This is a genomic window from Streptococcus suis S735 (genome assembly GCF_000294495.1).
Classification (GTDB): Bacteria; Bacillota; Bacilli; order Lactobacillales; family Streptococcaceae; genus Streptococcus; species Streptococcus suis.
In genome coordinates this window covers 1,620,645-1,635,856 of the sequence record NC_018526.1, presented here as the reverse complement: position 1 = coordinate 1,635,856, position 15,212 = coordinate 1,620,645, and the positions used below count along the sequence as shown (strand labels likewise).

The following is a 15,212-nucleotide window of genomic DNA, read 5'->3' as shown; positions in this document are numbered from 1 at the left end:
CAAGCTGTCTGCAGCTATTGAAGTGAACTTGCTTCGCCCTATCTCCAACCTCCAAAGGTTCCCCAAACCTTTGGAGAGAGTACTAAAAGTAAACTAAAAGATTATAAATGTCTATAATCCATCGTTTTCCTTTACAAATAGGGATAGATATGATAGAATAATGGAAGTGAATAATGAGAAAAGGGGTTGGCGTCAGTCAACCCTTTCCCTGTACACGGATTTCTGTATATAGAATGAATGATAGTACAAGGGAGTTTACTGTCAAAGGAAATAGAGAGTCCTGGATAGTGCGAACTATTTGAGTAATGTATTTCTAGCGACTGTAAAAATAGGAGGTGTTTATGTCATCAATTATTGAATTGGTCACAGCAGCAATTACCCCCGCTATTCAAACTCCTTACGAGTTGGTAGATGTGGAATATGGTAAAATGGGCGGTGACTATGTCCTATCGATTTTTGTCGATAAGGAGGGTGGAATTTCCCTTCAAGATACGGCAGATTTATCCGAAAAGATCAGTCCGATTTTGGACACTATCAAACCAGACCCATTTCCAGACCAATACATGCTGGAGGTAACAAGTCCAGGTTTGGAACGTCCTTTAAAAACGGCAGATGCTGTTGAGAAGGCGGTTGGAAAGTACATCCATGTCAAACTCTATCAGGCAATTGATAAAATCAAGGTTTTTGAAGGAACGTTGCTCTCCTTTGATGGAACAGACCTGATTATGGAGTATATGGATAAAACTCGTAAGAAGGAAGTAACTATTCCTTACCAGACGGTGGCTAAGGCCCGTTTGGCTGTTAAGTTATAATGCTCTTTCATGAGTATTTTATAAAGATATTAGACTTTAAGAAAGGACCTTTTGAGCGCAAAAGGAAAACAACATGAGTAAAGAAATGCTAGAAGCCTTCCGTATTTTAGAGGAAGACATGGGTATTAACAAAGCGGATATCATTGATGCAGTTACAGAGTCGCTTCGTTCAGCTTATAAACGCCGTTATGGTCAATCAGAATCAGCAGTGATTGAATTTGACGAGAAAAAAGGCGATTTCCATGTATTTACTGTTCGTGAAGTAGTAGATGAAGTATTTGATAGCCGACTAGAAATTAGTCTAAAAGATGCCTTGGCTATTTCATCAGCTTATGAAATGGGTGACAAAATTAAATTCCAAGAAGACCCAGCGGAATTTGGACGTGTAGCTGCTCAATCAGCTAAACAGACCATCATGGAAAAGATGCGCAAACAAAAGCGTGCCATTACCTTCAATACCTACAAGCAACATGAAAATGAGATTATGTCAGGTACGGTAGAGCGTTTTGATAATCGCTTTATCTATGTCAACCTTGGTACGATTGAAGCACAATTGTCAAAACAAGACCAAATTCCTGGTGAGGTTTTCCAATCTCATGATCGCATCGAAGTCTATGTCTACAAGGTAGAAGACAATGGTCGTGGTGTTAACGTATTTGTCAGCCGTAGCCATCCAGAAATGATCAAACGTCTCATGGAACAGGAAATTCCAGAAGTATACGATGGAACAGTTGAAATCATGAGTGTTGCCCGTGAAGCTGGAGACCGTACGAAAGTGGCTGTTCGTAGCCATAATCCAAACGTAGATGCTATTGGTACTATCGTTGGTCGTGGTGGTTCAAATATTAAGAAAATCACTAGCAAATTCCACCCAGCTCGTTATGATGCTAAGAATGACCGTATGATTCCTACTGAGGAAAATATTGACGTTATCGAGTGGGTAGCAGATGAAGCGGAATTTATCTACAATGCCCTTGCACCTGCTGAAGTTGACCAAGTATTGTTTGACACGGAAGATGGGAAACATGCTACAGTCGTTGTACCAGATGATAAGTTGTCATTGGCAATTGGTCGTCGTGGTCAAAACGTTCGTTTGGCAGCGCATTTGACAGGATTCCGTATCGACATCAAGTCAGCATCGGAGTATGAAGCTTTTGAAGCAACTCAATATGCAACAGACGAAGTTGTAGAAGAAGTCGCAGAAGAACAAGAATAAGGCAAAAGGAGCAACCATGGCAAAAGCTAGAAAAATACCCTTGCGCAAGTCTGTGGTGTCCGGTGAAATCATCGACAAACGGGATTTGCTCCGTATTGTAAAAAATAAAGAAGGTCAAGTATTTATCGATCCAACAGGCAAGGCAAATGGTCGTGGAGCTTACATCAAGCTTGACAATGATGAGGCAAGCCAAGCTAAGAAACGTCGTGTCTTCGATCGTTCCTTTAGTATGGAAGTGGCCGAAGAATTTTACGATGAATTAATTGCCTATGTTGATCATAAGATCAAGAGGAGAGAACTTGGACTCGAATAAGAGACAGCAAATCTTAAATTTATTAGGTTTGGCCCAGCGAGCTGGTCGCCTGGTTTCGGGTGAGGACCTGGTTGTTGAAGCTATTCAAAAAGGGCAGGCAAAGTTGGTGTTTTTAGCCGAAGATGCTGCTGGAAATTTAAGTAAAAAAGTAACAGATAAAAGTCATACCTATCAAGTAGAAGTTGTAACAGTGTTTTCAACACTGGAATTGAGTGCAGCTGTCGGCAAGGCTAGAAAAGTTCTTGCAGTGACAGACGCTGGATTTACAAAGAAGATGAGGTCTATTATGGAATAGAACAGGAGGACAAGGCATTGTCTAAGAAGAGATTGAATGAAATAGCCCGTGAATTAGGCGTAAGCAGTAAGGAAGTTGTTGCTAAGGCTCAAGAATTGGGTTTTGAAGTCAAAAGTCATGCTTCAAGCGTAGATGAAGCAAGTGCTAAACGCCTTGCAGAAAGCTTTGGGGGACAAAAATCAGAGGCAACTAAAGTTGCGGCAAAAGTTAGCAAGCCTGAGAAGGTTGATGAAACTCCAAAAGTGGAAACAGCTAAGGTAGAAAAAGCTAAGGAAACACAGCCAGTAGTAAAAGAAGAAGTTGCGGCAAGTGCAGTACAATCAGCTTCACATCGTCCACAGAGTCGAAACTTTAAGGCAGAGCGTGAAGCACGGGCCAAAGAGCAGGCTGCTAAGCGAGCTCAGAATCAAGGAAAAGGTGGTCAAGCTAAATCTGATCAGGACCGTCGTGACAACCGTCAACTAGGTCAGGGACGTTCAAACAATGAGCGAAATGATCGCCGCGACAATCGTCGTGACCAGCGTCCAGAAGAGCGGAAAGACAACCGATTTGGAGACCGTCGCGATAATCGAGACAACCGTCGTCAGGACAATCGTTCAGGTCGGTTAGCTCGCTTTGAACAAAGAGAGGCTGCAAAACCAGCAGGACCTAAAATTGACTTCAAAGCGCGTGCTGCTGCTTTGAAAGCAGAACAAAATGCGGAGTATGCTCGTACCAGTGAAGAACGTTTTCGTCAGGCTCAGGAAGCTAAAAAGCAACCTAAGAAGCCAAAAGAAATTAAGTTTGAAGAACCGGTTGTGGAAAGCAAACCATTTGTGAAACCTGCACTTGTTGCATCGGTACCAGAGCAAGTTGCAGAAACTACTGTAGATACCCGTCGTAAGAAACAAGCTCGACCAGATAAAAAACGTGACTTTAATAGTGACGAAGAAGATGGTCCACGGAAACAACAAAGAAATCGAAATAGTCAAAATCAAGTGAGAAATCAAAGAACAAGTAACTGGAATAACAACAAGAAAAATAAAAAAGGCAAGGCTAACCAACCTGCCAAACCTGTCACAGAACGCAAGTTCCACGAATTGCCAACTGAATTTGAATATACTGCTGGCATGACCGTCGCAGAAATTGCAAAACGAATCAAACGTGAACCTGCTGAAATTGTGAAAAAACTCTTCCTTATGGGAGTTATGGCGACTCAAAACCAATCTTTGGATGGAGATACTATCGAACTCCTCATGGTTGATTATGGTATTGAAGCGAAAGAAAAGGTAGAGGTCGATAACGCAGATATTGAGCGTTTCTTCGTAGAAGAGGGCTACCTCAATGAAGAAGAGATGACAGAACGCCCACCTGTTGTGACTATCATGGGACACGTTGACCATGGTAAAACAACCTTGTTGGACACCCTACGTAATTCTCGTGTTGCTACTGGAGAAGCTGGAGGTATCACACAGCATATCGGTGCCTACCAAATTGAGGAAGCTGGTAAGAAAATTACCTTCTTGGATACTCCAGGACACGCGGCCTTTACTTCTATGCGTGCACGTGGTGCATCTGTTACCGACTTGACCATCCTAGTTGTTGCAGCAGATGATGGTGTCATGCCGCAAACGATTGAGGCTATCAACCACTCAAAAGCAGCTAATGTGCCGATCATTGTAGCTATCAACAAGATTGACAAGCCAGGTGCAAACCCAGAGCGTGTCATCGGTGAATTGGCTGAGCACGGTGTTATCTCAACCGCTTGGGGTGGAGAATCTGAATTTGTAGAAATCTCAGCTAAGTTTAACCAAAACATTGATGAATTGTTGGAAACTGTTCTTTTGGTTGCTGAAATCCAAGAACTGAAGGCAGACCCAACTGTTCGTGCGATTGGTACAGTTATCGAAGCTCATTTGGATAAAGGGAAAGGTGCGGTTGCAACCCTCCTCGTTCAACAAGGGACACTTAATGTTCAAGACCCAATCGTTGTCGGAAATACCTTCGGACGTGTTCGTGCCATGACAAATGACCTTGGTCGTCGTGTTAAAACTGCTGGTCCATCTACACCGGTATCTATTACTGGTTTGAACGAAACGCCAATGGCTGGCGACCATTTCGCGGTTTATGAAGATGAAAAATCAGCTCGTGCAGCAGGTGAAGAACGTGCTAAACGTGCTCTTCTTAAACAGCGTCAAGCAACGCAACGAGTTAGTCTTGAAAACCTCTTTGATACCCTTAAAGCAGGTGAGGTTAAGTCAGTTAATGTGATTATCAAGGCCGACGTACAAGGTTCTGTTGAAGCTCTTGCATCATCGCTTCAAAAGATTGAAGTAGAGGGAGTACGTGTCAATATCGTCCACTCTGCAGTTGGTGCTATCAATGAATCAGATATTACTCTTGCGGAAGCTTCAAATGCTCTTGTGATTGGTTTCAACGTTCGTCCAACAGCTGAAGCGCGTAGCCAAGCTGAAGCAGATGATGTTGAAGTACGTCTTCACAGCATCATTTACAAGGTTATCGAAGAGATGGAAGATGCCATGAAAGGTATGCTTGATCCAGAATATGAAGAAAAAATCATTGGTGAGGCAATCATTCGTGAAACCTTCAAGGTATCCAAAGTTGGAACAATCGGTGGTTTCATGGTCGTACGTGGTAAGGTTACCCGTGATTCAAGTGTTCGAGTTATCCGTGATGGTGTTGTAGTATTTGATGGTAAACTAGCTAGTTTGAAACGCTATAAAGATGACGTGAAAGAAGTTGGTAATGCCCAAGAGGGTGGTTTGATGATTGAGAACTACAACGACTTGAAAGTTGATGATACCATTGAAGCTTACATCATGGAAGAAATCAAAAAATAATATTTTCTCACTGTCAAAGTCATAGACAAGTGATTTTGTCGAGGAAGTGACAATTTAATAGATTTTAGTAGGTTTTAAAGCAATAGTTTTTAATCTACTTGGATTATTCAAGCTGGGGAAACTCAGCTTTTCTATCATCTAAGAAAGGAAAGAATATGGCGAATCATTTTCGTACAGACCGTGTCGGGATGGAAATCAAGCGCGAAGTCAATGAGATTTTGCAAAAGAAAGTTCGTGATCCACGTGTGCAGGGAGTGACTATTACAGATGTTCAGATGGTCGGCGATTTGTCAACGGCCAAGGTTTATTACACAATCATGAGTAATTTGGCATCCGATAATCAAAAAGCACAAACGGGTCTTGAAAAAGCGACGGGAACCATTAAGAGAGAACTTGGTCGTAAGTTAACTCTTTATAAAATTCCGGATTTGGTCTTTGAAAAAGACCAATCAATTGAGTACGGCAATAAAATTGACCAAATGTTGCGTGCTCTTGATCAGAAAGATTAACAACAAAAGTCGGATGGCAACATTCGGCTTTTTCTGGCTCGGATGCTTTGTCCATATATGGTGGCGTTTACAAGCCCTCGGAAAGATGTTATACTAATACTCAATGAAAATCAAAAGTAGACTAGGAAACGAAGTCGAAGATAGAACTCTGTTACTATCTTATTTCATGGTAACAGGCTGAAAACCTCCACTGGAGCTTTTCACTCATCAAGGCAAGTTGACAACGGATAATTTTGATTTTCGAAGAGTATAAGACCAAAGATAGAGCACAGGAGGAAGTTATGAAAATATTTATTAGTAAACTGATGTTAGTGTCCACGGTTGTACTATTAGCTGCTTGTCAGTCTAATCAGGTAAAAGGTGGTGAGAGTTCTAGTTCTAGTGCTTCAAGCCAAGTTTCAGATGGTTCTAGTTTGCAGCAAGCGTCAACAATAGCATCTAGCTCCGAGACGCAAGCATCCTCAGTGACCACTCCTGAGCTAAGTGAAGTATACCAATCAGTTATTGATCGTTATCAAGCGAATATGGGTCAGCCTGCTGAGGCAATTAATCAGGATGAGGCCAGTAGCTATCTGAGCTTATTAACTAGCCAGGGGCAAGAATACAGTGGAATATTTTATAGTTTGTATGATGTTAACCATGATGGTACAGAGGAGCTGCTTCTAGCTTTGGACAAGTCGGGAGAATATGTCTTAATTGACCTTTATACTCAGCTTGCCGATGAGAGTCTACGTTTGGTGGATAATTTCCGCAATCTTGGATTTGAAATTGGACCGGACGCCCTACTTCGTCCTTTACAGGATGGAACATACTTATTTGAAGGAGCTGGTGTTTTTCGCATTTATCAATACAATGCGATGATTCCAGGTTTAAAACGGATTTCTGAATCAGATACCAATCCTGAAACTTCTCCCTTGCTTGAGTTGAAAAGCTTGCATTGGGTTAAGCTATAGATTTTATCAATGATTATTCCTAGGCTGGGTTTCCCGGCCTTTTGTAGTTCCTAAGAAGTTTAAGTTTTCTTTTGGCAATCTTTAATCTTTCTTTTAGGAAGGAAAGGTAAACTAGGAGCATATCAGGAAGGGATACGACTTCCTAAAGAAAAGGAATCTACATTATGAAAACAAATCTTAAAAAATTACTTTACTCTGGTGTTACTCTTATGAGCCTTGGTGTCTTAGCAGCATGTTCATCTACTTCAAGTTCAACGACTACTTCAAGCTCAGCAGCAACTAGTCAGACAAGTGTAGCGACAACTTCAAATAATAGCACTTCATCAGATTCAAGTTCGTCAACTATTGACTGGTCAGCCCTTCCAACGACAGAAGTGAAGCTTTCAAATGATGGCTTGAAAATTACTGAGGGTGGAACCTATATTTTAACTGGTTCAACAACAGCTGGTGTAACGGTTGAAACAGATGCCAATGTTCGCATCATTCTAGCAGGTGCTGAGATTTCAAGTTCAGATACAGCAGCAATCAATGTTATTAATGCTGACAATGTTGAATTGGAAATCAAAGATGGTACGACGAATACAGTGAAAGATACCAGCAATCATACAGACACCAATATTGAAGGGGCTATCCATGTTGAAGCTGATTTGACCATCACTGGTAATGGTAGCCTGACCGTTGAAGGCAACTTCCAAGATGGCATCGTATCGACAGATGACCTTGTCGTGAATTCAGGAAATATTACCGTCACTGCAGTGGATGATGGTATCCGTGGTAAGGATTCATTGACAATCAATGGTGGTACAATCAATGTAACAGCAGGTGGTGATGGTATCAAGTCTACAAATGATACAGATACTACCAAAGGTTATACAACTATCACAGGTGGTGAAATTACTGTAACAGCAGGTGATGATGGTATTAAAGCGGAGACGGCTTTGACAATTGACGGAGGTACCATTACAGTATCAGAATCAGCAGAAGCCTTGGAAGGAACTAATATCACTATCAATGGTGGTACATTAGATGTCTATGGTTCAGATGATGCTATTAATGCGGCAAGTACAACATCATCAGAAATCTTCATCAAGGTAACTGGCGGTGACTTGAAAGTAGCTGTAGGTAGTGGAGATACGGATGCCTTTGATGCTAATGGAGACATTTATATCTCAGGTGGTACAATTGATGTAACAGCTCAATCTGCTTTTGACTTCGACGGAACTGCTGAATTGACAGGAGGTACTGTGACAGTTAACGGTGAGCAGATTACTCAAATCACAGCAACAGGACCAGGTGCTGGTGGCCACGGTGGCTGGTAATCAATAATAATACAAAAAGGTCTGAGTTGACGAACTCAGACCTTTCGTTTGCTTTCCATATTGGGAAGATTGATTTTGTATTTAATTACCAATAATCGAATGATTAAAGAAATGGTAAAAATAGTGATGAAGGTTGGAATTTGTGGTAATTTCCAATTTACAACGCAAAGATGATAGAGGACTCCAGAGAAAAATGCAAGGACAGCATAGACATCTTCTTTAAGAACAATGGGTGTTTCATTGACGAGTAAATCACGGGTGATTCCGCCTCCGACACCTGTCAAAGCTGCCAGAATACCACTGGTTAGAGCGTTTAGTTGGAGAGAGATGCCAGTACTGGCTCCAATGAGGGCGAAGATGGCTAGACCGATCGCATCAAAGATAAGGTTTGTCTGGGAAAGGAAATGAATCATCTTCTTATCAAGTGGTTTGTCCTGCTTTAGATTGATAACAATCAAGTACATGCTAATCGCTACTCCGAGAGATAAATAGATGGCTGTAGGATCAGTCAAGGCGGCAGGAATGCGATTGGCCATCGTATCTCGAATAATTCCCCCACCAACGGCGGTAATGATACCGAGCAAGCTAATTCCAAAAATATCTAACTTTTTCTTAAATCCTTTTACGGCCCCCGAAACAGCAAATGCGATAGTGCCTATGTAGTTACAAATCATAAGAAATAAATCGAATTCCATAAGAACCTCCGTACCTATATTAACAGAAAGAAAGACGGCGTGCAAGCTTATTTCAAAGTTTGTGAAAAAAGTTTCAAACAAGTAAAGTGAATCTTTTAATGATTTGTGAAAAAACGCACTAAATCAAGGTTTTCACAAAAATTTCTGTAAAAAGAAAACGGTTCAATTACTTGCCATTTGTGAAATATTGGTCTATCATAGTACAGAAAGAGAAAAACCTTTGGAGGAAATTATGGTATCTATCACAAAAGAACAACATTTGGACATGTTCTTGAAAATGCAACAAATCCGTGATGTTGACATGAAATTAAACAAATTAGTGCGTCGCGGTTTCGTACAAGGTATGACTCACTTCTCAGTCGGTGAAGAAGCTGCGGCTGTTGGACCTATTGCTGGATTGACAGATGAGGACATCATCTTCTCACACCACCGTGGTCACGGTCACGTTATTGCAAAAGGTATTGACATCAACGGCATGATGGCTGAGCTTGCTGGTAAGGCAACAGGTACATCTAAAGGTCGTGGTGGTTCGATGCACTTGGCTAACGTTGAAAAAGGAAACTTTGGTTCAAACGGTATCGTAGGTGGTGGTTATGCCCTTGCGGTGGGTGCGGCCCTTACGCAACAATACCTCGGTACAGATAACATTGTTATTGCCTTCTCAGGTGATTCGGCTACTAACGAAGGTTCCTTCCACGAATCAATGAACTTGGCAGCTGTTTGGAACTTGCCAGTTATCTTCTTCATTACAAACAACCGTTACGGTATTTCAACTGACATTTCTTATTCTACTAAGATTCCTCACCTCTACCAACGTGCTGCTGCATACGGTATTCCAGGTCATTATGTTGAGGATGGTAACGACGTTATTGCTGTTTATGAAAAAATGCAAGAAGTCATCGAGTACGTTCGTGCAGGTAAAGGTCCAGCCATGGTCGAAGTTGAATCATACCGCTGGTTTGGTCACTCAACTGCCGATGCAGGTGTTTACCGTACTAAAGAAGAAGTCAATGAGTGGAAAGCAAAAGACCCACTTAAGAAATACCGCAAATACTTGACAGAAAACAAGATTGCGACAGACGAAGAATTGGATGCCATCGAAGCACAAGTCGCAGAACAAGTAGAAGCATCTGTGAAATTCGCACAAGAAAGCCCAGATCCAGACATCTCAGTAGCTTATGAGGATGTGTTTGTAGACTAGGGTGTGAGGACGTTAAAGAGGCACAGAAAAATTAGAGAGTCAGCTAGTGATGTGGACATCACTAATGGCTCATCTATTTTTCCAAGCCTCTAGTCAGAACCTAACTACAAACGTAAGAAGTTTGACTAAGCTCTAAATAGCAAGTCAAACTAGGGTGGACTACCTACTCAAGTTCGAGTACAATTCTAAGGTGTCTTAAGCTGGGACAATAAACAATTACATCGTAGTAATTGTTTGGTTTTCCTTAGTTCAGTATAGATAAATTGATATAAATTAGGAGTAAAAAATGGCTGAAACAAAAGTAATGGCCTTGCGTGAAGCGATTAACTTGGCTCAAAGCGAAGAAATGCGTAAGGATGAAAAAGTATTCTTGATGGGTGAAGACGTCGGTATCTACGGCGGTGACTTTGGTACATCTGTTGGTATGTTGGACGAGTTTGGTCCAAAACGCGTTCGCGACACGCCTATCTCTGAGGCTGCAATCGCTGGTTCTGCGGTTGGTGCAGCTCAAACAGGTCTTCGTCCAATCGTTGACTTGACTTTCATGGACTTCATCACAATTGCCCTTGATGCAATTGTTAACCAGGCTGCCAAAACCAACTACATGTTTGGTGGTGGTTTGAAAACACCTGTAACTTTCCGTGTGGCTTCAGGTTCAGGTATCGGTTCAGCAGCACAGCACTCACAGTCTCTTGAAGCTTGGTTGACTCACATTCCAGGTATCAAGGTGGTTGCACCTGGTACTGCTAACGATGCAAAAGGTCTTCTGAAATCATCTATCCTTGACAACAACCCAGTTATCTTCTTGGAGCCAAAAGCTCTTTACGGTAAAAAAGAAGAAGTGAACTTGGATCCAGATTTCTACATTCCACTTGGTAAGGGTGAAATCAAACGTGAAGGTACTGATGTAACCATTATTTCATACGGTCGTATGTTGGAACGTGCCTTGAAAGCGGCTGAAGAAGTGGCTGCTGAAGGTATCAGCGTAGAAGTGGTTGACCCACGTACCCTTATCCCATTGGATAAAGAATTGATCATCGAATCTGTGAAGAAAACTGGTAAGGTTATCTTGGTTAACGATGCTTACAAAACAGGTGGTTTCATCGGTGAAATCGCATCAATCATCACAGAAAGCGAAGCCTTTGACTACTTGGATGCACCAATCATCCGTATCGCTTCAGACGATGTACCAGTTCCTTACGCAAACATTCTTGAAAACGCAGTATTGCCAAACGTAGAGAAAATCAAAGCGGCAATCTATAAGCAAGTAAACAAGGGTTAATTTTATCGTCATCCACTTATCTTTTCTGGCTGTGTTGATTTGGCTTGCCTAACGTAAGTTATGCCTGCACCAAATCGCCTTGTCAGAAAAGCAATCGGAAAGACGATAACCCTAATATGCTAGAAATAAAATGTTCTAGCATGACTAAGAATGCTTGGAAAAGAATTGAGCCGCTTCGATTATCGAAGTCTGGTTTGGTTCTTGACAAGGTAAGAAACTGAAAGAAAGGAATTGAACCCGTCCGGAAAACTCGGAAAAAAGATAAATCGTTACGAAAATCAGGATTTTCTACGATTTCCTATTTTTCATTCGTTTTCTGTTCGGACTTGGTATCTTAATAATGGCTATTGAAATCATTATGCCTAAGCTCGGTGTGGACATGCAAGAAGGTGAAATCATCGAGTGGAAAAAACAAGAGGGCGATTTTGTCAACGAAGGCGACGTCATCTTGGAAATGATGTCTGACAAGACCAGCATGGAGCTGGAAGCAGAAGAGTCAGGCGTCCTATTGAAAATTGTTCACGGAAACGGTGCTACCGTTCCTGTAACAGAAGTTATTGCCTACATCGGTGCTGAAGGTGAAACGGTTGAAGCCGGCGCTTCATCTGCTCCTGCTGTTGAACCAGCAGCGGCTATTGAAGAAGTACCTGCGGGTCGTACACCAGTAATCGTTGCTCCTGCAACTGCTGCCAAACCACAAGGTAGTGGCAAGGTGCGTGCAACGCCAGCTGCGCGTAAATTGGCGCGTGAGCTTGGAATCGACTTGGGTCTTGTTCCAGGAACAGGTGCTAACGGTCGTGTCCACAAGGTTGACGTCGAAGACTTCAAGGGAGCAGCTCCAAAAGCAACTCCGCTTGCAGCCCGTATTGCAGCAGACCAAGGTGTTGACTTGTCAACCCTTACAGGTTCAGGTGTCAACGGTAAGATTGTCAAGAACGACGTTCTTGCAGTACTTGCTCCTGTAGCTGTAGAAACTGCTGCTCCAGTACCAAAAGCAGAAGAAAAACCAGCTAAAGAATTGCCAGAAGGCGTTGAAATCATCAAGATGAGCCCAATGCGTAAGGCGATTTCAAAAGGTATGGTCAACTCTTACTTGACTGCTCCGACATTTACACTTAACTACGATATTGACATGACCAACCTCATGGCACTTCGTAAGCAAGTCCTTGAGCCAATCATGAACAAGACTGGTTTGAAAGTAACCTTTACAGACTTGATCGGTCTTGCGGTTGTTCGTACTTTGATGAAAGAAGAACACCGTTACATGAACGCATCTTTGATTAACGATGCACAAGAAATCGAATTACACAAGTTCGTCAACCTTGGTATCGCAGTGGGTCTAGATGATGGCTTGGTGGTTCCAGTTGTTCACGGCGCAGATAAGATGAGCTTGTCTGACTTTGTGGTGGCTTCGAAAGATGTCATCAAGAAGGCTCAATCTGGTAAGTTGAAGGGGGCTGAAATGTCAGGTTCGACCTTCTCTATCACCAACTTGGGTATGTTTGGTACTAAAACCTTTAACCCAATCATCAACCAACCAAACTCAGCAATCCTTGGTGTAGCATCAACTGTTCAAACACCAGTTGTTATTGACGGCGAAATCAAGATCCGTCCAATCATGGCACTCTGCTTAACCATCGACCACCGTATCATTGATGGTATGAATGGTGCTAAGTTCATGGTTGACTTGAAGAACTTGCTGGAAAACCCATTGGAATTGTTGATCTGAGATAAGATGCAAAAGGCGTTAAGAAAAACGTATGAAAATAGGAAATCAACGATGTGCTTTGAGGCACGAGGCGATTTATCTTTTTCAATAGGTTTTTAGCCTGTGCTCAATTTGGTAAAGAGAAAAAATAAAGAAAGGGAATAAGAGCGAGAGAGTTTTAGCAATTGAACCCGAGCGGAAAGCTCGGAAAAAAGATAAATCGTTTAGAAAATCAGGATTTTCTACGATTTCCTATTTTTCAGTCGCTTTCTCTTCGCTCTTGGTATCTTAACTATGGCAATTGAAATTATTATGCCGAAACTTGGTGTAGATATGCAAGAAGGCGAAATCATCGAGTGGAAAAAACAAGAGGGCGATTTTGTCAACGAAGGCGATGTTATCTTGGAGATGATGTCAGATAAGACAAGTATGGAATTGGAAGCGGAAGAATCAGGTGTTCTTTTGAAAATCGTTCATGGCAACGGTGCAACAGTTCCTGTAACAGAAGTCATTGCCTACCTTGGTGCAGAAGGCGAATCAGTTGAAGTGGGTGCTGCACTAGCTCCAGCTGAGGTTGCTCAAGCAACTGCTGACTTGAAAGCAGCTGGTTTGGAAGTTCCTGCAACACCTGCAGCAGCTCCACAAGCTCCTAAGGCTGAATTGGCAGCAGACGAGTATGACATGGTTGTTGTCGGTGGTGGTCCTGCTGGTTACTACGCTGCTATCCGCGGTGCTCAATTGGGCGGTAAAATCGCTATCGTTGAGAAATCAGAATTTGGCGGTACCTGCTTGAACAAGGGTTGTATCCCAACTAAGACTTACCTCAAAAACGCTGAAATCCTTGACGGCTTGAAGATTGCGGCTGAGCGTGGTATCAACCTTGCTTCAACAAACTATACCGTTGATATGGACAAGACAGTTGACTTCAAGAACAAGGTTGTGAAGACATTGACTGGTGGCGTTCAAGGTCTCTTGAAAGCTAACAAGGTAACAATCTTCAACGGTCTTGGTCAAGTGAATCCTGACAAGACTGTTGTCATCGGCGACAAGGTCATCAAAGGTCGTAGCATCATCCTTGCAACAGGTTCTAAAGTATCACGCATCAATATCCCAGGTATTGATTCTAAGTTGGTATTGACTTCTGATGATATCCTTGACTTGCGTGAAATTCCTAAGTCACTTACTGTTATGGGTGGTGGCGTAGTCGGTGTAGAACTTGGTTTGGTTTACGCATCATACGGCACAGAAGTAACCGTTGTTGAAATGGCTGACCGTATCATTCCAGGTATGGACCGCGAAGTGTCTGTTGAATTGCAAAAAGTCCTTTCTAAGAAAGGTATGAAATTCTTGACATCTGTTGGTGTATCTGAAATCGTCGAAGCCAACAACCAATTGACAATCAAGTTGAATGACGGCTCAGAAATCGTTTCTGAAAAAGCCCTTCTTTCAATCGGTCGTGTACCACAATTGGCTGGTCTTGAAAATCTTAACCTTGAACTAGACCGCGGTCGTATCAAGGTTAACGAATACCAAGAAACATCAATCCCAGGTATCTACGCACCAGGTGATGTCAACGGTACTAAGATGTTGGCTCACGCTGCTTACCGTATGGGTGAAGTGGCAGCTGAAAATGCCATCCATGGTAACCACCACAAGGCTAAATTAGACTTCACACCAGCAGCGGTTTACACACACCCAGAAATCGCTATGGTTGGTTTGACAGAAGACCAAGCTATCGAGAAATACGGTAAAGAAAACATCCTTATCGGTCGCAATAGCTTCACTGGTAACGGTCGTGCTATTGCTTCTAACGAAGCCCATGGTTTCGTAAAAGTTATCGCTGATAAGAAATACCATGAAATCCTTGGGGTTCACATCATCGGTCCAGTTGCAGCTGAAATGATCAACGAAGCAGCAACTATCATGGAATCTGAATTGACTGTTGATGATGTGGCAGCATCAATCCACGGTCACCCAACCTTCTCAGAGGTTATGTATGAAGCCTTTCTTGATGTTCTTGGTGTTGCAATCCACAACCCACCAAAACGCAAATAATAAGCTAAGCAAAA

General features: G+C 42.3%; 13 protein-coding genes. 12 read left to right on the top strand and 1 reads right to left on the bottom strand.

The features are described 5' to 3' along the window. The first annotated feature begins 341 nt into the window (after positions 1-341). From rimP to YYK_RS08085, 8 genes are all read left to right on the top strand, one after another. Entirely contained in the window at positions 342-812 is a 471-nt protein-coding gene (gene rimP / locus YYK_RS08120; protein WP_002942369.1) for a ribosome maturation factor RimP, read from the top strand. A 73-nt stretch (positions 813-885) separates the two neighbouring features. Next, a complete protein-coding gene (nusA, locus tag YYK_RS08115; protein WP_004194726.1) occupies positions 886-2,028 on the top strand; it encodes a transcription termination factor NusA in 1,143 nt (380 codons plus the stop codon). A 16-nt stretch (positions 2,029-2,044) separates the two neighbouring features. Next, positions 2,045-2,341, top strand: a complete 297-nt coding sequence (rnpM, locus tag YYK_RS08110) for an RNase P modulator RnpM (protein ID WP_002942375.1) — start codon at positions 2,045-2,047, stop codon at positions 2,339-2,341. Then, positions 2,328-2,636, top strand: a complete 309-nt coding sequence (locus tag YYK_RS08105; RefSeq protein WP_012027746.1) for a YlxQ-related RNA-binding protein — start codon at positions 2,328-2,330, stop codon at positions 2,634-2,636. Before rnpM ends, YYK_RS08105 begins: the two co-directional genes overlap by 14 nt. Before the next feature lie 17 nt (positions 2,637-2,653). Beyond that, entirely contained in the window at positions 2,654-5,476 is a 2,823-nt protein-coding gene (gene infB, locus YYK_RS08100) for a translation initiation factor IF-2 (protein ID WP_012027745.1), read from the top strand. 155 nt (positions 5,477-5,631) lie between these two features. Continuing rightward, the gene (gene rbfA / locus YYK_RS08095) at positions 5,632-5,985 is read left to right on the top strand and encodes a 30S ribosome-binding factor RbfA (RefSeq protein WP_012775329.1); all 354 of its coding nucleotides are present in this window, start codon (positions 5,632-5,634) and stop codon (positions 5,983-5,985) included. A gap of 281 nt (positions 5,986-6,266) precedes the next feature. Continuing rightward, the gene (locus YYK_RS08090) at positions 6,267-6,938 is read left to right on the top strand and encodes a lipoprotein (RefSeq protein ID WP_012775328.1); all 672 of its coding nucleotides are present in this window, start codon (positions 6,267-6,269) and stop codon (positions 6,936-6,938) included. 164 nt (positions 6,939-7,102) lie between these two features. Then, a complete protein-coding gene (locus tag YYK_RS08085) occupies positions 7,103-8,257 on the top strand; it encodes a carbohydrate-binding domain-containing protein (protein ID WP_012775327.1) in 1,155 nt (384 codons plus the stop codon). 35 nt (positions 8,258-8,292) lie between these two features. Here the strand turns inward: YYK_RS08085 and YYK_RS08080 are convergent, their stop codons facing one another. After that, entirely contained in the window at positions 8,293-8,952 is a 660-nt protein-coding gene (locus tag YYK_RS08080; RefSeq protein ID WP_012775326.1) for a trimeric intracellular cation channel family protein, read from the bottom strand. Positions 8,953-9,184: 232 nt separating this feature from the next. Here YYK_RS08080 and YYK_RS08075 point away from each other — a divergent pair, with 232 nt between their 5' ends. The 4 genes from YYK_RS08075 (at position 9,185) to lpdA (ending at position 15,198) form a co-directional block, all read left to right on the top strand. Next, positions 9,185-10,153 (top strand): thiamine pyrophosphate-dependent dehydrogenase E1 component subunit alpha, encoded by a 969-nt coding sequence (locus tag YYK_RS08075; RefSeq protein ID WP_012775325.1) that lies wholly within the window; start codon positions 9,185-9,187, stop codon positions 10,151-10,153. Positions 10,154-10,439: 286 nt separating this feature from the next. Beyond that, positions 10,440-11,435 carry an alpha-ketoacid dehydrogenase subunit beta gene (locus tag YYK_RS08070; RefSeq protein ID WP_002942393.1) on the top strand — a complete coding sequence of 332 codons (996 nt, stop codon included), beginning with the start codon at positions 10,440-10,442 and terminating at the stop codon, positions 11,433-11,435. A gap of 340 nt (positions 11,436-11,775) precedes the next feature. After that, complete coding sequence (locus YYK_RS08065; protein WP_002937767.1) at positions 11,776-13,164, top strand: dihydrolipoamide acetyltransferase; 1,389 nt, start codon at positions 11,776-11,778, stop codon at positions 13,162-13,164. 273 nt (positions 13,165-13,437) lie between these two features. After that, complete coding sequence (lpdA, locus tag YYK_RS08060) at positions 13,438-15,198, top strand: dihydrolipoyl dehydrogenase (protein ID WP_012027739.1); 1,761 nt, start codon at positions 13,438-13,440, stop codon at positions 15,196-15,198. Positions 15,199-15,212 lie beyond the last annotated feature (14 nt).

What these genes read in the sequence shown, in the direction of transcription:
- lpdA (WP_012027739.1), top strand. Translation starts at nt 13,438, where the DNA reads ATGGCAATTGAAATTATTATGCCGAAACTTGGTGTAGATATGCAAGAA.
- YYK_RS08075 (WP_012775325.1), top strand. Translation starts at nt 9,185, where the DNA reads ATGGTATCTATCACAAAAGAACAACATTTGGACATGTTCTTGAAAATG.
- nusA (WP_004194726.1), top strand. Translation starts at nt 886, where the DNA reads ATGAGTAAAGAAATGCTAGAAGCCTTCCGTATTTTAGAGGAAGACATG.
- YYK_RS08070 (WP_002942393.1), top strand. Translation starts at nt 10,440, where the DNA reads ATGGCTGAAACAAAAGTAATGGCCTTGCGTGAAGCGATTAACTTGGCT.
- rnpM (WP_002942375.1), top strand. Translation starts at nt 2,045, where the DNA reads ATGGCAAAAGCTAGAAAAATACCCTTGCGCAAGTCTGTGGTGTCCGGT.
- YYK_RS08090 (WP_012775328.1), top strand. Translation starts at nt 6,267, where the DNA reads ATGAAAATATTTATTAGTAAACTGATGTTAGTGTCCACGGTTGTACTA.
- YYK_RS08080 (WP_012775326.1), bottom strand. Translation starts at nt 8,952, where the DNA reads ATGGAATTCGATTTATTTCTTATGATTTGTAACTACATAGGCACTATC.
- rimP (WP_002942369.1), top strand. Translation starts at nt 342, where the DNA reads ATGTCATCAATTATTGAATTGGTCACAGCAGCAATTACCCCCGCTATT.
- YYK_RS08065 (WP_002937767.1), top strand. Translation starts at nt 11,776, where the DNA reads ATGGCTATTGAAATCATTATGCCTAAGCTCGGTGTGGACATGCAAGAA.
- rbfA (WP_012775329.1), top strand. Translation starts at nt 5,632, where the DNA reads ATGGCGAATCATTTTCGTACAGACCGTGTCGGGATGGAAATCAAGCGC.
- YYK_RS08085 (WP_012775327.1), top strand. Translation starts at nt 7,103, where the DNA reads ATGAAAACAAATCTTAAAAAATTACTTTACTCTGGTGTTACTCTTATG.